The organism is Pseudoalteromonas sp. OF5H-5, from assembly GCF_021530695.1.
GTDB lineage: Bacteria > Pseudomonadota > Gammaproteobacteria > Enterobacterales > Alteromonadaceae > Pseudoalteromonas.
In genome coordinates, this window is sequence record NZ_JAKGBF010000016.1 from 17,743 (window position 1) to 40,142 (window position 22,400).

Here is a 22,400-nt window from a genome sequence, read left to right on the forward strand (position 1 = left end):
TCGCGATATTTTTCATCAAGCTCGCCGCATAAAGCGGCTCCCACACCTATGTTACCTTATTTGTAGGAGCGATTTTACATCGCGAGCTTTTTCATCAAACTCGCCGCATAAAGCGGCTCTCACACGGGTGTTAGCTTATTGGTAGGAGCGATTTTACATCGCGATATTTTTCACCAACCTCGCCGCATAAAGCGGCTCCCACATCGATGTTACCTTATTTGTAGGAGCGATTTTACATCGCGATCTTTTTCATAAAGCTCGCCGCGTAAAGCGCCTCCCACACGGGGGTTAGCTTATTTGTAGGAGCGATTTCACATCGCGATCTTTTTGTCTTAATCAATCAGTCTTAATAACTCGTTACGCGGTTGATTTCTGTAAGCGATGTCACCCCTGCGGCGGCTTTTTTCAGGCCAGATTTACGTAAGTTATCAAAACCTAACTGCTCTGCTTTTTCGGCAATCTCAAGAGAATTGCCCCCTTCCATGATCAGGTGCGAAAGCTCTGGCGTGATTTTTACCACCTCATAAATACCCACACGGCCTTTGTAACCGTCGGTACAGTTTTCACAGCCTTTAGGCGCAAAAAGGGTAATCTCTTTAATTTGCTCGGCAGTAAAGCCTTGCCCTAACAAGGCTTCTTCCGGCAGCGTTTCAGGTGTTTTACACTTAGGACAAAGGCGTCTTGCGAGACGCTGGGCGATAATCAAACTCACCGAGCTTGCTACGTTGTACGCCGGCACGCCCATGTTTAATAGGCGAGTGAGTGTTTCAGGCGCAGAGTTGGTGTGCAGCGTACTCAACACTAAGTGACCGGTTTGGGCGGCTTTTATTGAGATCTCGGCGGTTTCAAGGTCACGGATCTCACCAACCATCACCACATCAGGATCCTGACGCAAAAATGCTCTCAAGGCATTGGCGAAAGTCATATCCGCTTTGGTATTGATTTGTACTTGGTTAATACCCTCAAGGTTTATTTCGACAGGGTCTTCCGCTGTGCTGATATTGCGCTCTGGCTGATTAAGAATATTCAGGCCAGTGTAAAGTGACACGGTTTTACCGGAACCCGTTGGGCCGGTTACCAAAATCATGCCTTGAGGCTGCTCTAGTGCGTCGAGGTAAAGCTGCTTTTGCTCAGGTTCATAACCTAGCACGTCAATGCCGAGCATGGCGCTGGACGAATCTAGAATACGCATTACGATTTTCTCGCCCCACATGGTAGGCAGCGTACTCACACGAAAGTCGATACTTTTGCGCTCGGAAATCTTTAATTTAATACGGCCATCTTGCGGTTTGCGTTTTTCTGCTATGTCTAAGTGTGCCATCACTTTGATACGGGCGGCGAGGCGAGTCGCTAGTGTGTTTGGTGGACTTGCCATCTCATGCAGCAGGCCATCGATACGAAAACGCACGCGGTATTTTTTTTCGTAGGGCTCAAAGTGCAGATCCGACGCGCCTTTTTTTATCGCGTCCATTAAGATTTTATTGATATAAACGATGATTGGCGCATCGTCTTTATCTTCGTTGGTGTTTTGCTGTTTAGGCTCGTCATCAACTTCTAAGTCGGCAAATTCTTTAAATTCTTCTTCAGAGATCGAGAGACCGCCCGTTGCATCAAACAGCTGATCAATCTTTGCTTCGAGCTTTTTGTAGTCGGCGACTAAGACTTCACACTGTAATCCAGTACTAAACTCAAAGTTTTCAAATGCGCCAAAATCAGTAGGATCGGAAGCCGCTACATAGAGTTTTCTACCTTTTTGTACCAGCGGTAAAATATGGTGCTTACGGATCAGTTTTTCTTTGACTAGCGCCGGTGGAATTTCACTAACGTTAAAGTGATCAAGATTAAAAAAGGGCACTTTGAATAAGTCTAGGCATTCTTCAGCTAGCTCTTTGGAGCTCATTCCTGAACTTAGGCAAATCAACTCGGCGGTGGTGTTTGCTTCTGACTGGCGAGACTTTATTTGCTCAGCAGTAACTCGCCCTAAGGTAATAAATTTACGCAGTAGCGGGGAATGATGTTCCATAGTACCTCTTTGCCTTCACATTGAATGCATATTCAATATTTATCATTAAGTTGGAAGAATGCCAAGTTATCACTGTGAGTGTAGATTAAGTTTTACAGCCAAGTCTAGCCTAATTATTTAGTCTTACTTTCACTTTTGCTAGATTGATAAACTCATTGTGTAATCTATCTGTCTCTTGCAGGCTTTCAAGTAGCGGTCGGTCGTTGTCTAGTATGTAGTCCGCTTTTGCTTGTTTATCTGAGCGCGGTAACTGCGACTCGATAATACGGTTTACTTGCGCTGCATCTACCAAATCTCGGCTGGTTGTTCTTGCGATTTGCGTATCAACGGCGACATCAACAAGTAAAGTGGCGTCGCAATAGCGCTCTAAGCCATTTTCGAACAGCAGGGGCGCCGCTAAAACCACGTAATCGCTTTGCGCTGCGTTTAACTGCGTGAGTATTTCATTACGGATAAGCGGGTGAAGTAGCTCATTAAGCCACTGTTTTTTATCGGCATCAGCAAAAATAATGGCTCTTAACTTAGCCCTGTCTAAGTTGCCGTCAGGCTGTAAAATGGCACTGCCAAACTCATCAGTAATTGCTTGTAGCCCAGTGCTGCCTAGTGCGACTACTTCTCGTGCAACGATATCGGCGTCAACAACCACTATCCCTTTTTGCTGCAAGTGGTTAGTGATGGCCGTTTTACCTGCACCAATACCGCCCGTCACCCCTAAAATCCAATTATTCGTTTTTAGCATTGTCTTACTTTACATTATTAAGTTTACGTACCACAGCTGCAGCTGCTCGCCGTACATTAGGGTGATCCAGCCTGCGATGGCTAAGTAAGGGCCAAATGGGATTGGGGTGGCTTTATCTCTGCCTTGAACACTTAATTGGATGCTACCAATAATTGCCCCGACCAGGCTTGAAAGTAGCACTATGGTTAAGATTGCTTGCCAGCCCATCAATGCCCCAAAGATGGCTAGCAGTTTAAAGTCGCCATAGCCCATGCCTTCTTTACCTGTAAGTAATTTAAAGAGCCAATACACACTCCATAAACTCAAATAACCTATGGCCGCACCAATGATGGCATCATTGGGCTCGATGCCTACACCAAAACAACTGGTAACCAGTACTAACCATAAGGTTGGTAGTGTTAACTGATCGGGCAGCAACATTTCGTCGATATCGATAACCGTAAGTGCGACTAACACCCAAGTAATCAAAATGTACAGAGTAGCTTCTAAAGTGGCACCAAAATGCCACGCAACCCATGTGGAGAGTAGGGCGGTTGTTAGCTCCACCAAAGGATAGCGGACAGAGATTGACGCGTCGCAGTGGTTGCATTTGCCTTTTAATAATAGCCAGCTGATCAGTGGAATGTTTTGCCACGCTTTAATCGGCGTTTTACAGCTCGGGCATTGAGAATTTGGTTTAATTAAATTAAACACGGGTGCTTCAGTGGTTTGTTTGGGTAGCTCATCGGCGAGCAACACGCGACATTCTGATTGCCAGCTCTGCTTCATCATTTTAGGTAAGCGAAGAATAACCACATTGAGAAAGCTACCGATGCAAAGACTGACGAGTCCTACGGTGAGTAACCAATACCATAACTGGGTTTGCATCAAGTTGATAATATCTTGCATAAGTTGGGCGCTTGCTTATATTTTTTGTTTAAATTACCGAGGCATGCTCGGTATAGGTTTTTGCAGTTTACCACACAGCACTATTTAGAGGCACAGCACTGTACCTCTAAATAGTGTAATTTTGTGAACAAAATTAAATAACAGAGCCAAGTTGGAATATCGGTAAATACATGGCAATAATAAGGCCACCGATCAGGACGCCGAGTACCACCATAATGAGTGGTTCTAATAGGCTAGAAAGGCCATCTACCGCATCATCGACTTCTTGCTCATAAATGTTCGCAACTTTTGCTAGCATACCATCTAGAGAGCCCGATTCTTCACCAATAGACACCATTTGCACCACCATATCTGGGAAGACTTTGGTGTTATGCATTGCCCAGTGCATTTGGTTACCCGAGTTGACCTCTGCTTTAATTTCTTTAATTGCATTTTTATAGATTATATTACCAGAAGCTCCTGCGGCAGAATCGAGCGCATCGCCAAGCGGTACACCTGCAGCAAAGGTGGTAGAAAGCGTACGGGCATAACGCGCCACCGCCGCTTTTTTCAGGATCTCGCCAATCACAGGAATACGTAAAACCATACGGTCGTTAAAATGCTTTACCGCAGCGCTGCGAATAAGCATTTCTTTATAGGTATAACCAAAAAGGCCAATACCGAGTATAAATACCCACCAATATTCCTGCATAAATTCGGAAATCGCGATAACCATCAACGTAAAGGCGGGGAGTTCGGCACCAAAACCGGCAAAAATATCTTGGAATTGCGGTACAACAAATATCAATAATATTGAAGTAACAATTAGCGCGACAACAATCACAGCAATTGGATAAAACAGCGCCTTTTTGATTTTAGACTTTAACGCTTCTGTTTTTTCTTTATAGAGTGCGATGCGGTCAAATATGGTATCAAGTGCACCAGACTGTTCACCTGAATGGACAAGATCACAATAAAGTTCATCAAAATACCTCGGATAAGCCCTTAAAGATTTAGCAAGGGGCTGGCCTGCCTTTACTTCATCTGCGATATGAGCAATCAGCTTAGATAAGCTTTTATTTTTGATTCCTCGAGCAAGCATATCCAATGTTTGTACCAAAGAAACACCAGCCATTAGCATAGTTGCTATCTGTCGAGTTGTAGTAGCTATATCTACAGATTTAATTTTTTGTGTTCCAGAAAACCCAAAGAGGGGTTTTGGTTTTCGCTTAACTTTGGAAGGTGTGATTCCTTGTTTACGTAATTGGGCTTTAACTAGAGCCACGCTCTGTCCAGTCATTTCGCCATTGAGCTTTTTACCTCGACTATTAAAGCCAGCCCAAATAAAGGTATCAAGGTTTGATTCGTTTTTTTTTGATTTCATTTCATTAGAATTAAAGAAGGTATAGCTTTAAAAGTCTAGCTATACCTCGCTATAACAGATATTAAGAAACTGTTCCAGTACAAGTACCTGGTAACCAATTTAGTTTGTTTGCGGCATCAACAGTAGCTGTACAGCGCCACCCAAATACACTAAAAGATGTAGCAAATGAATCTGAGTCAGCTGGGGTATCTGCAGCGGTCAATGGTGTTAGGACTAGAGAAATACCTGACATATCACCTTGACCCGTAACCGTAATCGCTCCTCCTGAATCTACCGCCGTTGCGGAGACATATTGAGATGCAGCATCTCCTGTAGAGCATGAAGTTGGTGCTGTGCCTAACTGTGCCCTTTCTTCAATACATGCTTTCGGCATACTAGTTGCAGCCAGTAATTCTGAAGCTTTCGCACGGTTCACATAATCAGTGTAAGCAGGTAAAGCAATAGCTGCAAGAATACCGATGATTGCGATAACAATCATTAGTTCGATTAGGGTAAAACCACCCTGTTGTTTTTGAGTCATGATGTGTCTCCTAAATTTTAAGTGACTTAACCATAATAGGTTTAAGTTAAGCGTTTATTAAAACCTTTGCAATAATTACCAATCCATCGAATCAACAAACTGGTGTGCTCAAATTTACTTAACGGTGACCAAAGGATGAAACCAGTAGATGGCTTCAAGTTCCTACAAGCTAGGCCCGTTAAATTTGTGACCGGTCCCTAATCAACTAAGAGTGTAGCACCGATTTAGTTTCAGCGATCACAATTAACATTTACTTTAATAGTAAACACTGATGCCTACAATCAAATTTTAATAATAAATTATTGATTCTCTTGCGATAGCGCAAGCTTTCCGAATATCGGTTCAAAAAACGAACGGAATTAATCGTTACTGAACATTAAGATCTTGTTACACTCTAGTTCTTTTGTCGTATTTAACGGGTTTTAAGTAGGTTTGTCAACGAAATAGAAAACTTTATCTATTACGGAGGATTACGAGAAAGGGCAGAACACTCAGTTTATGGTAGCGATTTTGTTGTTAAATAAGACTAGCTACGGAAAGTTGAGCCATTACTGGCAGTGTCGCATTGATAGCTTGAATGCCACATTAAACAACACAGAAAAACAAAAGGGCTTAATCAAAGCCCTTTTGTATGTATAAGAAGGGGAGGTAGTTGTCTAGCACTTTACACTATTCAAAGCGCATCGACAGGTCGATGCTTTGTACATGCTTGGTCAGTGCGCCGCTTGAAATAAAATCAACACCGGCTTGTGCGTAAGTCGTCAAAATTTCAATGGTCATATTACCAGAGACTTCTAGCTTAGCTTTACCTTGCGTGATTTCAACCGCTTGTTGAATTTCACTTACACTGAAGTTGTCCAGCATAATAATATCGCTGCCAGCATCTAAGGCTTGTTGTAATTCGCCTAGGTTTTCTACTTCAACTTCCACCGGTTTGTCTGGGTGGTTATTACGTGCAGTCGCAACGGCTTTGGCGATACTGCCACAGGCGGCAATGTGGTTTTCTTTAATAAGATACGCGTCGAAGAGGCCAATTCTGTGATTTTTACCACCGCCACATTTAACGGCGTATTTTTGTAGCGCTCTTAATCCTGGGATGGTTTTACGTGTATCTAGCAGTTTAGTTTGCGTACCACTTAACACCTCAACATATTTTGCTGTGGTGGTTGCCGTACCCGAAAGTGTCTGTATAAAGTTAAGCGCCGTGCGCTCAGCGGTTAGAATTGCTCTGGCTGAGCCGCTTGCGGTAAACAAGCGAGTGTTGGCGGCAACAAAATCGCCGTCGTTCACAAGTACGTTGACGCTAACACTTGGGTCGACCTGCTGAAAAACTTCTTCGATTAACGCCTTGCCAACGAACACACAATCTTCCCTTGTGATCACATAGGCATTTGCTTGCTGCGTTTCTGGGATAAGGGCTGCGGTAATATCACCTTCGTTTGGTGTTTGATAATTAAGGTCTTCGTCTAGTGCCTGCTTTACCAATTGGCTGATAAGGTTTTGGTCAATCATAGGTTGTCTTTTCATTTTTTCTGCAATGGCCGAATTTTACGCGCGTTTGCCTAGGAGTACAATTGATGGAGAAAAATTCACGATATTTGGCGGGGTGGCTTTTATTTCGCGGGGTAAACCCGCTGCTACGGTTAGGTGTTGTTTGCTGTGACTTGATATCGAGCCCTTGTGTGTTTTCGTAGCAGCGACTTTATGTCGCGACAGAGTATTTGAAATACAAAGCTTTGTTTGTAAAGAATGAGTTGATGGCCAAAACGGAGGTCGCGGGGTAAACCCGCTGCTACGTGTATGTGTTGCTTGTTGTGGTTTGCTGTTGAGCCCTTGTGTGTTTTCGTAGCAGCGACTTTATGTCGCGACGGTGTGTTTGATTTAAGGTGCAAAGCCGTGTTTGAAGGGAGTGAGTTGACTGCTAAAACGGAGGTCGCGGGGTAAACCCGCTGCTACGTGTATGCATTGCTTGCTGTGACTTTATGTCGAAACCAATGTGTGTTTTCGTAGCAGCGACTTTATGTCGCGACGGTGTGTTTGAAATGCGAAGCCTTGTTTGTAAAAAATGAGTTGAGGGCTAAAACTGAAGTCGCGGGGTAAACCCGCTGCTACGTGTATGCGTTGCTTGCTGTGATTTGATGTCGAACGGGTATGTGTTGCTTACTGTGACTTTATGTCGAAAACCAATATGTATTTTTGTAGCAGCGACTTTATGTCGCGACAGAGTATTTGAAATGCAAAGCCTTGTTTATAAAGAATGAGTTGATGGTTAAAACGGAGGTCGCGGGGTAAACCCGCTGCTACGTGTATGCGTTGTTTGCTGTGATTTGATGTCGAACGGGTATGTGTTGCTTACTGTGAATTTACGTCGAAGCCAATATGTATTTTCGTAGCAGCGACTTTATGTCGCGACGGTGTGTTTGAAATGCAAAGGCTTGTTTGTAGAGAATGAGTTGATGGCTAAAACGGAGGTTGCGGGGGAAACCCGCTGTTACGGTTATTGTTTGCCAGCTGCAATTTGATATCAAACTATTATGTCTTTTATGTCGCGGTACTATTGTTACATTACACATAAACCCATCCCTACCTTTTGTCTTATTTTGTCTTTATAATCGAATGCAAACCAAGGCTTGGAACTAATACTTTGAATTGGCTACCTTTTGCTAAACACAAGCAATCCCCCCATTACGATGAAAGACCGCAAGCGTGTGAGATAGATTTACTGGTGATCCATAATATCTCGTTGCCCGCAGGGTGCTTTGGCACGCCGTACGTGGAAGACTTATTTATGGGCACGCTGGACTGCGGCGCACATCCAACTTTTTCTGACTTAGAGGGAGTAAGAGTGTCGGCGCACTGCGTTATACGTCGTGACGGTAGCATCACCCAATACGTTCCCTTCATTGAACGGGCTTGGCATGCGGGAGTGTCTGAGTGGCAAGGTCGAACGCGTTGTAATGACTTTGCAATTGGTATTGAAATGGAGGGCACAGACACCACGCCATATACCGAAGCACAATATGCGAGTTTAGTAAAAACAACGCGTTGGCTGCAGCAGCACTATCCAAAGCTGACGAATGATCGTATTGTAGGGCACAATGATATTGCTCCTGGAAGAAAGACAGATCCAGGGGCTGCATTTGATTGGCAGCATTATTTTACCTTGTTAAATAACCAAGAGAGCTAGGCAAGCATGATCTTAATTTCTATCATCATCGCGCTTATTATTGAACGACTTGGCGCGCGGGCGAACTACTGGCAAGTCGACCATTACCTGCAAAGTTACTACGCGAAAACCAAATCTTGGACTCAGCCAAATGCCATGTTGGGTTCGCATTTCGGTGTGATGCTTTGGTTAGTTATCCCTGCATTGGTTGTTGCTTTTATTTACAGCCTAAGTGACTTTGTGTTTTGGCAGTTTGCAATCAATATCTGTGTGCTCTTAGTCTGTTTTGGCTGTGCAAAATATCGCAAGCTTTATAAAGGCTATTTGAATGCGCTGACCAGAGGTGATAACGAAGCGGCTACGCTTTATGCGTTACAAATGGGGCAAGACAAATTAGAAGATGAGCCAGGCGGCGAGACGTTTGGTCAGACGCTTTCGTGGATCAACTTTCAACATTACTGCGGAGTTATTTTTTGGTTTGTGGCGTTGGGCGCACCGGGTGCTGTGCTATATGCGATGGTAAGGCAAATTGTGCATTGGCATCATGAGCAAGAAAGCCCGCCGCTACAGCATGTGTTTGAGCAGTTTTGCCGGTTATTTTATTGGCTAAATTGGCTTCCGGCACGGATCGCAAGCTTTGGTTTTTTGATCATTGGTAACTTTAGTAAAGGTACATCAAGTTGGTTGAAATATGTGCTAGATTTTAAAACCACAAATCGTCAAATCGTCACAAGCACTGCACTTGCGGCTGAGCAAATTGAACAGCAGTTTTTAGGTTGTACCTTTGAAGCAAGCTGTATGATGCGCCTCGTGAAGCGCAATATTTTGTTTTATCTCGTGATTATTGCTGTATTAACCTTATTTGGTTGGGTGGAGTAGCCCTAGCTGCAAATCACACCTACCTTTATAACAATGCTCCATATACCGTAAGCGTATAGGGAGCATTTGAAATCAGTGTTTAAAGTTGGTCTCTAACCAGCGTTTTTTCTGCTCTTCCATTTTGGTAACAAGCGGCGCATCAAAGCCCATATTCCGAATCACATAATCCGTAACGTCTATCAAATCACACACCCCAGTTACTGACCAAAGCGCTTCTTCTAGGTCTTTTGCTTTGTGGATTGCATAGTGGCTTACATAGCGCAGCTCATTCGCGAGATAATCCATATCTGGGCGGCCGGTTTTTGATACATAGAGCTGATAGACGAAGAGTAAGTCGTTGCGCAGTGCTTTTTTAGCATACAAGTACAAACTGTCAATAGACTCATCATGAGCGATAACTTGCGCACCAACCGCCTCATGTTGATTGGTTTGGTTTGGATTGAACTTAATAAACACCAAGTATTTAAGCGGTTTATCTTGTCGCGATTTCGCCTTTAGAATTTCTGTTAGCTTTTCTTCGACGAAGCGCTCGGGGAAAATCGCTTTGGCGTCCAAAGTGTTATCGTCATTATCACTAAACGAATGCAATAAGTGGTGAAGGGATGTCGGGTAAAGCCCCTGTCCAATTGCTCCCACCGCATTATGTGAGGTCTCTTTGTGTAAATAAAGTGGAAACTGACAAACGGATTTAGTCACCATGTTACGCAGTGCAAGTGATAGTCCCGGTACCTTTGGTGCTTCATCACAAGCAACTAGCTTGTCTTTATTACTCTCAATAAGGGCTTTAAAGAACCCCATGGCAGAATGGTCGAGTTGACCTATTTTCTGCACTTTCAAGTTAATGATAGTTTTAGTTTTATTGACCATCATCACTTCATAGCGCAAATTCGTTAAATTATGCTGCTTCGTCAATTTTTGTAAATCAACTAAGTCCAAATGTATCGAGTCACCTTTATTAAGCGGCATTTCTTGGCCGCACTCTATTTGTAAACCCATGACAGAAAAATCACGGGTAACGCAGTTGAAAGTGCCTTGACCATCAATATGAACGACGACATTGGTTTTATAAAGATAGCGCCTGTGTGCACGCAAGTTAACGTATTCTAACGCAACCACCTCAAGTGGCGGGGGGGTGGCTGATTTGCCGTGACCGAACTTCTTTAATTGATTAACTAAGCTTTGTTCATAACTTAGACGTTGGAATCGCTCAGTGATAGACGGGTTTCCGATATCTGTCAGTAACATGAGATATTTTACGTCTTGGATAAAGCCTTGCACCCTTGGCGTGGGGCGTTTATTTAGCTTTTCGACATTTTTACCTGCACTTGCAGGAAGCGAAAGTGGGATAAAGGCGTCTTCATGGTGACTTGGCATCAACTGAACTTTAAACGTGCGCCAGCTGTCTTTTTGGCTGCCAAAGGCAAAAAACAGATCGTTTAGCTGCTGCATTTCTTCCAGCTCAAAGTCAAAGGCTGAGTAAAAGTACATTTTACCTTGACTAGAGTGAGTAAACACATGGCATACCGCTTCTTTTACCGCGCCACAAAGCGTTAGCAGTCGCTGCATTCGTTTTTGGTTGAAGACGGAATATAGGCTTGATTGCTTTCTTTCGTCTTCAAAGTAGTAATTGATGTAAGCGTTATTTTCGTTGGTAAGCACCATGCTTGGATAAAGTTGTTTTTGTTTCTCACTGATGAAAACAAACAAAGAGCAGACCCGTGGTAGATAGTATTGCTCATAGCCCTTACAAACAACGGCGTCCAGAGTGTTGTCGAGATTTATTTTATAACGGCGCTTATTACCGTGAATAAAGCTATTTAAAAAGTCATCAAACCCTTGGTTTTTCTCGATAAATGTACGTTTTAAGCGAACTTGATTATATTCAATCGTACCCGGTTCTACGGCGACGACTTCATACTGAATACCTTCTTTCAAGCCAAGTTCAAAGTCTTGCTCGAGACCCACCAAGCGGATCGAAATGATTTGTCCGGGATCTACTTGCTGATTGGTCGGTAATTTTATTTTAGCGCCGCTGAGGGAAATATCGGAGGTAGTAGCGGAAACCTTAGGACGATTTTTTGCCAGTTCCACTGTGATCTTAATGGAGTAATTCATGCGCTCTTCAGAGCGACTTTCGTATGACGCGAAACGAACGAGTTTAGTGTAGTTATGATTGACCGCGTCCTTTTCTACCTCTTCTTCGCGTGCTTGGGCCTGCTTTTGCATGACCTTATAATTATTGTCGGTACTCATTACGGATTCGTAAACTGCAAGGGTATAACCCCCGTGTTTAGCGACTTCTCGCTCGAATACCTCAATGGCCAAGTCATCCATAAAATGCTGTTTGCCTTCATATTCATAAGGCTTAACTTGACCTGCGACTTGTCCTCTGAGGTCAATAAATCGTGCCACGGGCTGAGATAGCCGCGACATTTCCATTTTTAATAGAAATTGGTCCGGCTTGGACAGGTCCGCAGTACGTTGCTTAAATATGCGATCAAAAGCCGGATCGCCAAGATCCAGTTTTAAATCCTCAATTAAGCTTTGATATTTTTGTAATCTATCTTCAGGCATAAACAGTTTTACACGCGCTCATTTTATGTGACCAGTTGGGTCACCGCCAATATTATGTCAACATTGGCGCTTTATTAGTTTATTCTTAACCTATTATTGTGTTTAAGCAAGATATATACCTGTAATTTATGGCAAAAAAGAAAACAGCATTTGTATGTAGCGATTGTGGTGCCGAATTCGCGCGTTGGCAAGGCCAATGCTCGGAGTGTAAGGCATGGAATACCGTAACGGAGTTTCGCGTTCCGTCAGCAAAATCGGTCCCTCAAGGCGGTTCAACGTCAGGCTATGCCGGCCTTGTTGAAGCTAAAGTACAAACCTTAGATGAAGTTAACCTAGAGCAGTTACCGCGATTTTCAACTGGCTTTAAAGAGTTTGACCGTGTCCTTGGTGGTGGAGTTGTACCGGGAAGTGCAATATTAATCGGTGGTAGCCCCGGCGCTGGTAAGAGTACGGTGCTGCTGCAAACCATGTGTCGCCTAGCCGAAACCATGAACACTTTGTATGTCACCGGTGAAGAGTCGCTGCAACAAGTTGCCATGCGTGCGACACGATTGGGGCTGCCTACAAATAAGTTAAAAACACTCGCAGAAACCAATGTTGAGACGATTTGCCAGCTCGCACTTCGTGAAAAACCAAGCATTATGGTCATCGATTCGATTCAAGTAATGCATATGAGTGATATTCAATCTGCACCGGGGTCGGTTTCTCAAGTACGTGAAAGCGCGGCCTATTTGACGCGTTTTGCCAAAACCAATCAGGTCGCCATTATCATGGTGGGACACGTAACTAAAGACGGCACACTTGCCGGCCCTAAGGTGCTGGAGCATTGTATTGACTGCTCTATTTTACTGGAAGGCAGTGCCGACAGCCGCTTTAGAACATTGCGTGGCAATAAAAACCGTTTTGGTGCTGTAAACGAGTTGGGTGTGTTTGCGATGACAAGCCAAGGTCTAAAGGAAGTAAACAATCCTTCGGCCATTTTCTTAAATCGTGGTGAAGCGCAAACACCAGGCTCATTAGTTATGGTTATTTGGGAAGGCACGCGGCCACTCCTTGTGGAAGTTCAAGCGCTAGTCGACTATTCACAGCTCGCCAACCCGCGTCGCGTCACTGTTGGTTTGGAACAAAATCGTTTAGCCATGTTACTTGCGGTATTGCATCGTCACGGCGGTTTGCAGGTGTCGGATCAAGATGTGTTTGTAAACGTCGTAGGCGGTGTCAAAGTGACCGAAACCAGTGCTGATTTAGCCTTGATAGCCGCACTGGTTTCAAGCTTTAAAAACCAAACCTTAGACAGGCAGCTGGTGGTATTTGGTGAGGTGGGGTTAGGAGGTGAGATCCGCCCGGTGCCAAGTGGGCAAGAGCGATTGCGTGAAGCATCTAAGCATGGATTTACAAGAGCAATTGTACCAAAAGCAAATAAACCAAAAGAAAATATTGAAGGGATGGAAATTGTTGCCGTCTCTAGCCTCAGCGAAGCGCTTGAGGCACTTTTTTAAATAATGGAGTGAAATATGAATAAGTCCACATTAGCAGTTGCCGTTGTGGTACTCGCGGGCGCAGGGTATGTTGGCGCCAACTATTATGTAAATGAGCAAGTGAAGCAAGAAATCACCAAGCAAATAGAAAACTTCGAACAAGACAGTGGCCTTACGGTGAGTTTTGCAAACAGCTCTGTTGATTTGTTTACCCGTGGTGTAGAAATTACCGACCTAACAATTTCACAAGTCGATGAAAATATTCCCATATTTACCATTGAGAAGTTAAATATTGTGGGTTACGAGCAAGACAAAATCAGCCCCTATACCGAGCTTGACCTAGTCGGTTTAAAATTAGCAAAAGAAGCTGAAGAGTTTACCCAAGGGATGTCGCCGGAGCTGGTGAATGCAACGTACCATTTGAATACAAGTCTCGCTTATGATGAAGCATCTGGCGCCAGCGAGTTTACATTCGCATCTTCTGCAGAAGGCATTGCAAAGAGCTCTTTTAATGCTGCGCTTGGAAACAGTAAGGCCCTTATGGATGCTTCATTAGCGGCATCAAAAATTCAAAGTGATACACCAAACCTTGAACAAGAGCTTCAAGTGCAGTCGCAAATGATGGCGGCAATGCAATCGCTCGAATTAAAATCGCTGGCTGTTAATATTGACAATGCAGGCAGCTTACCTCAGTTACTTGAGTTTGAAATTGCTCAGCAGGGTATGAGCAAGGCTGACTTTCAGGCGATTGTTGCCCAGCAACTACAAATGATGATGCTACCTGCTGAAATTCAAACGGCTGTGAATGACTTTGCCAATGGAATGGAGTCACTTTCTATATCTGTTTCGATACCACAAAGTCAAAGTATGATGGCTCTGGGGCAGCAATTATCTATGGCTATGGCGCAAAATCCAGAAACACTGTCGGAACTTATCGAGATCAACGCGAGCGGTAAGTAAAGCTAATCCAGCATGGTTAAAGGGATTTTGGGCTTGCTCCTAAATCCCTTCATCTCTCATAAGCCCACTCATTCGCAATATTAGTTTTACCAAATTGGTGAAATCTAAAGCAGCCTTGAGGTTGATCATACAATTCGTTGGAGTTGCAAAGGCTGCGGTGGTAGCATTGGAGTATCAATTGCTTGGGAATGTATTTATGAGCGAATTCAAAGACTACCAGCAAGCTCAATTGCTATTAGAAAAACACGAATTATTTATTGCCCCCGCCGAAGTTCACGGCACCATTTCTGGGCTATTGGCCTGTGGTCTGAATATCGAAGATTCAGAGTATTTAGGGCTATTGAGTGACGTATTCAACGACGGTCAAAAATTTTCAGCGCCAATTAGAGAATTTTGCATCGATTTATATAAGCAAGTTGCCGAGCACTTCAACGACGGCGAGTTCCAGTTTGAACTATATTTACCGCCAGAAGATGAGTCGTTACATGACCAAGCTAATGCACTGATTGCTTGGGTATCAGGCTTTTTACTGGGCTTTGGTTTAAAGCAAAAAGATTACGGTAAGTTATCTGCTGATGTTAAAGAAGTGATTAACGATTTTAGCGAAATAACTAAGCTTGATACTGGTTTTGAAGACAGCAACGACGATAAAGAAGCACTGCTCGAAGTGGTAGAATATGTGCGTGTTTCTACACTACTATGCTTTGCCGAGATGGGTAAAGAGCCCCAGTCCGTTAGCACATCAAAGACGATACATTAATTATGATAAAAAACAGCGAGTTTGTAGCACGCCGTGCGCGTCTTATTGCGGCATTAGATAACAACGCCGTAGCGATTATTCCTGCGGCCGTAGAGTTAACCCGTAGCCGCGACACTGAATTTCCATTTCGCCAAGATAGCGACTTTTTTTACCTGACTGGATTTAAAGAGCCGGATGCGGTTTTGGTGCTTACGAAAGACAGAGACGGCAATGCGCAGTCTACGCTGTTTTGTCGTAATAAAGATAAGGTTGCTGAGATTTGGCATGGTCGCCGTATGGGCTATGAGCAAGCTAAATCGCAACTTGAACTTGACCAAACCTTTGCGCTGAGTGACTTAGACGACGAGCTATTAAATCTTGTGAATGGTCGCAAGGTATTATTCTACGGGCAAGGCACATATAGCGCCTTTGATGATAAGGTTTGGCAGTTACTAAGCACATTGCGTGGTGCACCGAAAAAGGGCTATCGCGCCCCTGAGATCATCAAAGATATTCGTCCACTCGTCCATGAAATGCGCTTATTTAAGTCGGATGCTGAAATCGCCATCATGCGCGAAGCGGGCAGGATCAGTGCTGAGGCGCACAAACGCGCCATGCAGTTTGCCAAGCCGGGCGCAACGGAATACCAGCTTGAAGCTGAAATTCATCATCATTACGCAATGAATGGTGCGCGTCACCCAGCCTATGGCACCATTGTTGGCAGCGGTATCAATGCGACGATTTTACACTATACCAACAACTGTGATGCGCTACAAGATGGCGACTTAGTACTGATTGATTCGGGTTGTGAGCTTGAAGGCTATGCCGCTGATATAACTCGTACTTTCCCAGTAAACGGCCAGTTTACTGATGCGCAGCGCAAGATTTATGAGTTGGTATTGGCCGCGCAAAATGCCGCCTTTGGTGAAGTAAAACCGGGTGGTACATTAGTCAAAGCCAATCAAGTGGCGATGACCGTATTGACTCAAGGGCTAGTAGATTTAGGCATTCTTGCGGGCGACGTTAATGAACTCGTAGAAGCACAGGCATGCAAAGCTTTTTACATGCATGGTTTAGGTCATTGGTTAGGTCTTGATGTTCACGATGTCGGTGAATACAAGTTAGATGAAGCGGATCGTCCATTTGAACCTGGCATGGTACTCACCATTGAGCCGGGCCTGTATTTTGACGAAGATGCGCAAGTTCCTGATGAGTATAAAGGAATTGGCATTCGTATCGAAGATGATTTGTTGGTCACTGAGTCAGGCTATGAAAACTTAACCGTACTGGTGCCAAAAACCATCGCAGAAATAGAAGCATTAATGAATAACTAGTGGACACTTTGCGTGCAACAGTTTGATGTCGTCGTGGTTGGTGGTGGTATGGCAGGAGCCAGCGCCGCCATCGCCATAAAAAAAGTCTCTCCGCAGGCAAAGATTGCGGTTATTGAAGCCTTTGCGCCCAAAGGTAAGCAGCATCCAAGTTTTGACGACCGTAGTATTGCGCTTGCTGCGCAATCGGTCGCATTTTTGGGCGAGCTAAATCTATTTAATCCCGAGTGGCAGTACGTTGAGCCAATCACACAAGTGAATGTTTCAGACAGAGGTCACTTCGGTAAAGCGTGGATAAACCCTGAAGACTACAACCAAAAAGCGTTAGGCTATGTAGTTGAAGTCAATCCCTATGGCAGCTTTTTACACGAGCAGTTGAGCAATCTTGATATTGCACTGTTTTGCCCAAACCAAGTGGCGCATATACATCAACAACCAGAACAGGTTGAACTGACCCTCGATAATGGTGAGCAATTACAAAGCCGATTATTGGTTGTTGCGGATGGCGCGCAATCTCCCACGCGGGCTAAGCTCAATATCGGCTTTGATAGCATAGGCTACGAGCAAGGCGCATTGATTGCCAATGTGCAAATCGACACGGCTCATGGTGGTCAGGCGTTCGAGCGTTTTACCGAACATGGCCCGATGGCGCTGCTGCCAATGAGTGATAATCGTTATTCGCTGGTGTGGTGTATGCCAAATGAACACCTTAGCGAGTTTGAAGCGATGACAGCACACGAGTTTTTAGCTGCATTGCAGCAAGCCTTTGGTTATCGCGCCGGGCGCTTTGTGCAAGTGGGTATGAGAGCAAGCTATCCGCTAGTGCTTGGGCGAGTAGAGCAACTCACTCATCATCGCGTGGTGGTGATTGGCAATGCGGCGCATGCCATTCATCCCATTGCAGGACAGGGCTTTAATTTAGGTCTACGAGATATTCAAGTCCTAACCTCACAATGTCAGGCGAACGTGCTTGATGAGTGGGGAAGTTTTCAATTTACGCGTGCTTATCAACTGGCGCGAGCGCAAGATATTAATACGGTGATGACATTAACCGATGCGCTCGTTCGACTATTTTCAAACTCATCAAGAACCTTAGCCTTAGGCCGTAGTTTAGGTCTACTCACCATGGCGCTGTCCAAAACAGCAAGGGCGCCGCTGGCCAAGCAATTGATGGGATATAAAGGATAAAGGAGTTGGCATGCAACAAGTTCAAGTTTGTATTGTTGGTGGTGGATGTGTTGGTTTAACGCTGGCGCTAGGGCTTGCGCAGCAAAATATCTCGGTATTAGTGCTAGACAGTGGTGAAAAGCCAACACCATTGGCACAAGAATACAGCGCACGCGTGAGCGCGATAAGCGCTGCAAGTCAGGCTTTATTTGAGCGCTTGGGCGTGTGGTCTGATATTAAAGCGCAGCGCGCCGCAGCATATACTCGTATGGATGTACGCGATAAAGACAGCTTTGGTAAAATTGCCTTTGATAATGTCTCGTTAGACTTACCTGAGCTTGGTCACATCATTGAAAACGACGCCATTCGCTATGCCTTGTTAACAGCACTCGAAGCACAGCAATCGGCCAAACTGATGTGGAACACAAAATACCAAAGCTTGCACCAAACAGACACCGATGTGTTGCTAACGTTGGCTACTGGTGAACCTGTGATGGCGAAGCTAGTGGTGGCGGCTGATGGCGCACGTTCTGCTATTCGCCAGCAGTTTAATATGCCAATCACGTATTGGGATTATGACCACCATGCGCTGGTTGCAACGATAAAAACCGCAGCGCCACATGATGCAACGGCAAGACAAGTGTTCCTCCCTGATGGACCGCTGGCCTTTTTGCCGCTTGATGACCCATATACCCATTCAATTGTATGGTCTACCGCACCGGATAAAGCAAAGCAGCTACAAGCCATGCCGATAGAGGCGTTTAATAAAGCGTTGAGTGCTGCAATTGATATGCAGTGCGGCGTGTGTGAATTGATTAGCGAAAGACATGTTTTTCCATTGACCATGCGCTATGCAAAACAATGGGGGCAAGGGCGCATCGTTTTAATGGGCGACGCGGCACATACCATTCACCCGCTTGCAGGTCTTGGCATGAATTTAGGGCTAAAAGACGCTGCCTATTTGATCACCTTGTTATCAGCACCGCAAGAGCAATTTGCCAGCACACGGATACTGCGCCAATATGAGCGCAGCAGAAAAGCAGATGCTCAAAAGCATATTGCCATGATGCAAGGACTTAAAGAGCTGTTTGAAGGCAATCACCCGTTTAAAAAGCTAGTACGTGGCGTAGGCCTGAGTTTGGTCGACAACCTCGGCCCAATCAAACACCTGTTCGCCAAAGAAGCGATAGGCGGTAAATAAAAAGATCGCCGCGTAAAGCGGATCCCACAGAGGTTTTATATTGCTGGTAGGAGCGATTTTACATCGCGATCTTTTCTTAAATCAGCATCGTCGCGTAAAGGACCTCCCACAAAGGTTTTATATCGTTGGTAGGAGCGGGTTCACCCCGCGATCTTTTAACCTAACCTCAATGCGATAAACTCAGCGAGTTTATCTACGGCGTGGGCGGATTCTTGGGTGTTTTTGACAAGGCTGATACCGATTTGACCGAGTTCGGGTAATATTTGGGTTTGGGTCTGATAAGGCAGCTCTGCTGGCACGGTGCTTTTGGCTAGCACAGTGATCCCGAGTCCCTCTTTTAAAGCGGCGGTAAGGCCAGTTAAGTCGGCGTTGCTATATACGATACGGTATTGTAATCCAGCTTGCTGCAGCGCCTCGATAGCGCGGCGGCGATAAATACAGCCCTCCGGCGCGGTGACTAAAGTGACAACCGAATGCTGCGCAAGCGATAAATCGCCAACCCAGACCAGTTGGTCTTGCATAAACACCGGGTACTTGGATGAGCTAAGCTCTTCATTAAGCGCTAGCACCAAATCAAACTGGTCTTGCCTTACTACAGAAAGTAAGTGTTTACTTAATCTTGATTTAACCTCCAGCGCCACATCAGGATATAAAGAAACGAAATCGCCAATAATCGAGGGTAAGATCCTCGCTGCAAATTCGCTGGGAATGCCCAAACGCACTCGGCCTGTCACACTCTCAGAGGTAAATTGTTGAATAATTGCATCGTTCTGCTGCAACATTTGTTTGGCTAGGGGCAAAAGTAGCTCACCATATTGATTCAATACCTGTCTTTGGCCCTGCTTTTTAAACAGCTTGCAACCTAGCATGTCTTCTAAACGTTTGATTTGCAAGCTAACAGCTGGCTGAGATAAGCCAAGCAACTCACCCGCCTTGGCAAAGCCACCGACATCAACCACAGTGACCAGCGTTCTTAATCCATCAATTGATAAGTTTTTCATATAAGGAAATGCAATTTATAAAACCTAAGTACATTAATATTATTTATCAATTGATAAGTAAATACAATTTGTTGTTGAGTTTGCGCATCCTTATACTTTTGCTCATCGAAATTTCACTAAGGTAGTGCCATGAGTGTCACGCCAATTATCTTTGCTAAGCACCGTCAGGGCAGTGTTCCGGCGCAAAACCATTACATGCCAACTGATGCTGTTGTTGTACTTGATTTCAGCGGCTTTGAGACCACGCCTTTCTTAAGCCAAATTCTTGCACTTAACTTGAATAAGTTAATGGCACCGGGCTTAGGTTTTCAAGGCAAACTAGACAGTGGCGAAAATTTCGCCGTGTACTATTTTAGTGAAACGGCTTACCGTTTTGTTGCAAGTGAAAGTGCAGCCGCTGAGCTGGCAACACTGATTGATAGCCATGCCGACGAGTTTGATATTGAACTGGTTCGCCGTCATGATTTAGTTGCCGCCACCATAAGCGGTGAGCTTGCGTTTGAGCGTTTAGTCAGTGACTTTACGTTAACGCCAGGCCTTAGGATCTCAGATAAAAATGCCTGCTATGGCAAGCAAAGCGGTGAAGTATTTATTACGACCTTGCTGGTGGACGAACAGCAACAGTATCAGTTGATTGCGCAAGCTGCTGTGTTAGATAAGTGGCAAACGACGCTCACTGACGCTGGTTTTAAACTCGTTTCATAAATTCCGTGCAGTTATCGTAAGCGCGATAACAATAACCCCCTCAGCGCCAACCGATGGCGGCTGAGTAAAAAAGTGAAGGATAAGTATGACTTCTAAAACAGTACTACACGCGAAGCACCTAGAAGCTGGCGCGAAAATGGTAGACTTCCACGGTTGGGAAATGCCAATCAATTATGGCTCACAAATTGAGGAGCACCACGCGGTGCGTACTGACGCGGGCATGTTTGACGTTTCACACATGACGATTGTTGATATCGAAGGTGTAGACGCAAAGGCATTTTTACAAAAGCTTGTTGCAAACGATGTAGCTAAGCTTACTGTGGCTGGTAAGGCGCTATACACAGGCATGCTAAACGAGCAGGGCGGTGTAATTGATGACCTTATCATTTACTTCTTCACTGAAACGCAATATCGCCTAGTAGTTAACTCTGCAACACGCGAAAAAGACCTTGCACATATCGGTGCGGTAGCAGCAGATTTTGAAGTGACAGTTACTGAGCGTCCTGAGTACGCGATGATTGCGGTACAAGGTCCAAACGCAAAAGCAAAAACAGCAACTATCCTAGACGAACAACAACAAGCGGCTGTTGAAGGCATGAAGCCATTCTTTGGTGTGCAAGCTGGCGACCTATTTATCGCAACAACGGGCTACACTGGTGAAGAGGGTTATGAGATCGTAGTACACAACGATGGTGCGGCGGACTTATGGCAAAAATTATTAGACGCAGGTGTGCGTCCAGCTGGCCTAGGTGCACGTGATACGCTACGTTTAGAAGCGGGCATGAACCTTTACGGCTCAGACATGGACGAGACGGTGTCTCCACTTGCAGCGAACATGGCATGGACAATTGCATGGGAGCCAGAGGAGCGTGACTTTATCGGTCGTGCAGCTATCACTAAACAACGTGCTGAGCAAAGCACTGATAAGCTGGTAGGTTTAGTCCTAGAAAGCAAAGGCGTATTACGTGGTGGTTCTAAAGTTATCGTAGAAGGTGGCGAAGGTGTTATTACTTCTGGTACATTCTCACCAACTTTAGGCTTCAGTGTAGCGCTTGCGCGTGTACCTCGTTCAATTGGCGAGACTGCACAAGTTGAAATGCGTAAGAAGCTAGTTGATGTTAAAGTAGTTAAGCCAAGCTTCGTTCGTAACGGCAAGTCAATTATCTAGTTTTTATAGATAATAAATAGAATAACATTGATGTCGCTCACGGGGTGACATCGCAACCGACCAAAGGAACAAAAAAATGAGCAACATTCCTAGCGAGTTAAAGTACGCTACTTCACACGAGTGGGTTCGCGCTGAAGGCAATGGCGAGTACACAGTAGGTATCACTGAGCACGCACAAGAACTTCTAGGCGACATGGTATTCGTTGAATTACCAGAAGTAGACGATGAAGTTGACGCGGGTGAAGACTGCGCAGTTGCTGAGTCTGTAAAAGCAGCATCAGACATCTACGCACCAATCGGCGGTACTATCATTGCGGTAAACGAAGACCTAGAAGATGCGCCTGAAACTGTAAACAACGATGCTTACGGCGACGGTTGGTTGTTCCGTATTAAAGCGTCTGATGAGTCTGAGCTAGATAACCTACTAGACGCTGAAGGCTACGCAAATTCAATCGACGAAGACTAATTTGTTGATAGTAATAAAAGCCCCTTTTTAGG

The 22,400-nt window shown here is 44.8% G+C and carries 19 protein-coding genes; 11 read left to right on the forward strand and 8 right to left on the reverse strand.

Annotated features, from left to right (window positions below; genetic code table 11):
- Positions 1–346 precede the first annotated feature (346 nt).
- From pilB to nadC, 6 genes are all read right to left on the reverse strand, one after another.
- Positions 347–2,023 carry a type IV-A pilus assembly ATPase PilB gene (gene pilB, locus L1271_RS19775; RefSeq protein WP_010607343.1) on the reverse strand — a complete coding sequence of 559 codons (1,677 nt, stop codon included), beginning with the start codon at positions 2,021–2,023 and terminating at the stop codon, positions 347–349.
- 109 nt (positions 2,024–2,132) lie between these two features.
- Positions 2,133–2,762 carry a dephospho-CoA kinase gene (gene coaE / locus L1271_RS19780; protein ID WP_235368608.1) on the reverse strand — a complete coding sequence of 210 codons (630 nt, stop codon included), beginning with the start codon at positions 2,760–2,762 and terminating at the stop codon, positions 2,133–2,135.
- Between the two features lie 9 nt (positions 2,763–2,771).
- Positions 2,772–3,650 (reverse strand): prepilin peptidase, encoded by an 879-nt coding sequence (locus tag L1271_RS19785; protein ID WP_235368609.1) that lies wholly within the window; start codon positions 3,648–3,650, stop codon positions 2,772–2,774.
- Between the two features lie 133 nt (positions 3,651–3,783).
- Positions 3,784–5,013 (reverse strand): type II secretion system F family protein, encoded by a 1,230-nt coding sequence (locus L1271_RS19790; RefSeq protein ID WP_235368610.1) that lies wholly within the window; start codon positions 5,011–5,013, stop codon positions 3,784–3,786.
- Positions 5,014–5,074: 61 nt separating this feature from the next.
- Positions 5,075–5,533 (reverse strand): pilin, encoded by a 459-nt coding sequence (locus L1271_RS19795; protein WP_130126778.1) that lies wholly within the window; start codon positions 5,531–5,533, stop codon positions 5,075–5,077.
- 669 nt (positions 5,534–6,202) lie between these two features.
- On the reverse strand, positions 6,203–7,045 hold the full coding sequence (gene nadC, locus L1271_RS19805) for a carboxylating nicotinate-nucleotide diphosphorylase (RefSeq protein WP_235368650.1): 843 nt from the start codon (positions 7,043–7,045) through the stop codon (positions 6,203–6,205).
- Between the two features lie 1,132 nt (positions 7,046–8,177).
- On the opposite strand from nadC, the gene ampD reads away from it, so the two are divergent.
- A complete protein-coding gene (gene ampD / locus L1271_RS19810; RefSeq protein WP_211859336.1) occupies positions 8,178–8,720 on the forward strand; it encodes a 1,6-anhydro-N-acetylmuramyl-L-alanine amidase AmpD in 543 nt (180 codons plus the stop codon).
- Between the two features lie 6 nt (positions 8,721–8,726).
- Positions 8,727–9,578 carry a beta-lactamase regulator AmpE gene (gene ampE / locus L1271_RS19815; protein ID WP_235368611.1) on the forward strand — a complete coding sequence of 284 codons (852 nt, stop codon included), beginning with the start codon at positions 8,727–8,729 and terminating at the stop codon, positions 9,576–9,578.
- A gap of 72 nt (positions 9,579–9,650) precedes the next feature.
- On the opposite strand, the gene L1271_RS19820 is transcribed toward ampE, so the two are convergent.
- Entirely contained in the window at positions 9,651–12,152 is a 2,502-nt protein-coding gene (locus L1271_RS19820; protein WP_235368612.1) for a PilZ domain-containing protein, read from the reverse strand.
- 128 nt (positions 12,153–12,280) lie between these two features.
- On the opposite strand from L1271_RS19820, the gene radA reads away from it, so the two are divergent.
- The 6 genes from radA to L1271_RS19850 all read left to right on the forward strand — a co-directional run bounded on the left by radA (position 12,281) and on the right by L1271_RS19850 (position 19,028).
- Positions 12,281–13,651: a DNA repair protein RadA gene (gene radA, locus L1271_RS19825; protein WP_010370516.1), complete on the forward strand. Its 1,371-nt coding sequence runs from the start codon at positions 12,281–12,283 to the stop codon at positions 13,649–13,651.
- A 15-nt stretch (positions 13,652–13,666) separates the two neighbouring features.
- Entirely contained in the window at positions 13,667–14,590 is a 924-nt protein-coding gene (locus tag L1271_RS19830) for a DUF945 family protein (protein ID WP_235368613.1), read from the forward strand.
- 196 nt (positions 14,591–14,786) lie between these two features.
- Positions 14,787–15,350 carry a UPF0149 family protein gene (locus L1271_RS19835; protein WP_026000986.1) on the forward strand — a complete coding sequence of 188 codons (564 nt, stop codon included), beginning with the start codon at positions 14,787–14,789 and terminating at the stop codon, positions 15,348–15,350.
- A 2-nt stretch (positions 15,351–15,352) separates the two neighbouring features.
- Positions 15,353–16,663: a Xaa-Pro aminopeptidase gene (gene pepP / locus L1271_RS19840; RefSeq protein ID WP_235368614.1), complete on the forward strand. Its 1,311-nt coding sequence runs from the start codon at positions 15,353–15,355 to the stop codon at positions 16,661–16,663.
- A 12-nt stretch (positions 16,664–16,675) separates the two neighbouring features.
- Complete coding sequence (gene ubiH, locus L1271_RS19845; protein WP_235368615.1) at positions 16,676–17,848, forward strand: 2-octaprenyl-6-methoxyphenyl hydroxylase; 1,173 nt, start codon at positions 16,676–16,678, stop codon at positions 17,846–17,848.
- Between the two features lie 10 nt (positions 17,849–17,858).
- Positions 17,859–19,028 carry an FAD-dependent monooxygenase gene (locus L1271_RS19850; protein ID WP_235368616.1) on the forward strand — a complete coding sequence of 390 codons (1,170 nt, stop codon included), beginning with the start codon at positions 17,859–17,861 and terminating at the stop codon, positions 19,026–19,028.
- 155 nt (positions 19,029–19,183) lie between these two features.
- Here L1271_RS19850 and L1271_RS19855 read toward each other — a convergent pair whose 3' ends face one another.
- Positions 19,184–20,029 (reverse strand): LysR family transcriptional regulator, encoded by an 846-nt coding sequence (locus L1271_RS19855; RefSeq protein WP_010370532.1) that lies wholly within the window; start codon positions 20,027–20,029, stop codon positions 19,184–19,186.
- 129 nt (positions 20,030–20,158) lie between these two features.
- Here L1271_RS19855 and L1271_RS19860 point away from each other — a divergent pair, with 129 nt between their 5' ends.
- From L1271_RS19860 to gcvH, 3 genes are all read left to right on the forward strand, one after another.
- A complete protein-coding gene (locus L1271_RS19860; protein ID WP_174170825.1) occupies positions 20,159–20,734 on the forward strand; it encodes a hypothetical protein in 576 nt (191 codons plus the stop codon).
- Positions 20,735–20,819: 85 nt separating this feature from the next.
- Positions 20,820–21,902, forward strand: coding sequence for a glycine cleavage system aminomethyltransferase GcvT (gene gcvT / locus L1271_RS19865; RefSeq protein ID WP_174170824.1), 1,083 nt, complete (start codon positions 20,820–20,822; stop codon positions 21,900–21,902).
- 76 nt (positions 21,903–21,978) lie between these two features.
- Positions 21,979–22,368, forward strand: coding sequence for a glycine cleavage system protein GcvH (gcvH, locus tag L1271_RS19870; protein ID WP_095727220.1), 390 nt, complete (start codon positions 21,979–21,981; stop codon positions 22,366–22,368).
- Positions 22,369–22,400: the final 32 nt, after the last annotated feature.

What these genes read in the sequence shown, in the direction of transcription:
- pilB (WP_010607343.1), bottom strand. Translation starts at nt 2,023, where the DNA reads ATGGAACATCATTCCCCGCTACTGCGTAAATTTATTACCTTAGGGCGA.
- coaE (WP_235368608.1), bottom strand. Translation starts at nt 2,762, where the DNA reads ATGCTAAAAACGAATAATTGGATTTTAGGGGTGACGGGCGGTATTGGT.
- L1271_RS19785 (WP_235368609.1), bottom strand. Translation starts at nt 3,650, where the DNA reads ATGCAAGATATTATCAACTTGATGCAAACCCAGTTATGGTATTGGTTA.
- L1271_RS19790 (WP_235368610.1), bottom strand. Translation starts at nt 5,013, where the DNA reads ATGAAATCAAAAAAAAACGAATCAAACCTTGATACCTTTATTTGGGCT.
- L1271_RS19795 (WP_130126778.1), bottom strand. Translation starts at nt 5,533, where the DNA reads ATGACTCAAAAACAACAGGGTGGTTTTACCCTAATCGAACTAATGATT.
- nadC (WP_235368650.1), bottom strand. Translation starts at nt 7,045, where the DNA reads ATGATTGACCAAAACCTTATCAGCCAATTGGTAAAGCAGGCACTAGAC.
- ampE (WP_235368611.1), top strand. Translation starts at nt 8,727, where the DNA reads ATGATCTTAATTTCTATCATCATCGCGCTTATTATTGAACGACTTGGC.
- L1271_RS19820 (WP_235368612.1), bottom strand. Translation starts at nt 12,152, where the DNA reads ATGCCTGAAGATAGATTACAAAAATATCAAAGCTTAATTGAGGATTTA.
- radA (WP_010370516.1), top strand. Translation starts at nt 12,281, where the DNA reads ATGGCAAAAAAGAAAACAGCATTTGTATGTAGCGATTGTGGTGCCGAA.
- L1271_RS19830 (WP_235368613.1), top strand. Translation starts at nt 13,667, where the DNA reads ATGAATAAGTCCACATTAGCAGTTGCCGTTGTGGTACTCGCGGGCGCA.
- L1271_RS19835 (WP_026000986.1), top strand. Translation starts at nt 14,787, where the DNA reads ATGAGCGAATTCAAAGACTACCAGCAAGCTCAATTGCTATTAGAAAAA.
- pepP (WP_235368614.1), top strand. Translation starts at nt 15,353, where the DNA reads ATGATAAAAAACAGCGAGTTTGTAGCACGCCGTGCGCGTCTTATTGCG.
- L1271_RS19850 (WP_235368616.1), top strand. Translation starts at nt 17,859, where the DNA reads ATGCAACAAGTTCAAGTTTGTATTGTTGGTGGTGGATGTGTTGGTTTA.
- L1271_RS19855 (WP_010370532.1), bottom strand. Translation starts at nt 20,029, where the DNA reads ATGAAAAACTTATCAATTGATGGATTAAGAACGCTGGTCACTGTGGTT.
- L1271_RS19860 (WP_174170825.1), top strand. Translation starts at nt 20,159, where the DNA reads ATGAGTGTCACGCCAATTATCTTTGCTAAGCACCGTCAGGGCAGTGTT.
- gcvT (WP_174170824.1), top strand. Translation starts at nt 20,820, where the DNA reads ATGACTTCTAAAACAGTACTACACGCGAAGCACCTAGAAGCTGGCGCG.
- gcvH (WP_095727220.1), top strand. Translation starts at nt 21,979, where the DNA reads ATGAGCAACATTCCTAGCGAGTTAAAGTACGCTACTTCACACGAGTGG.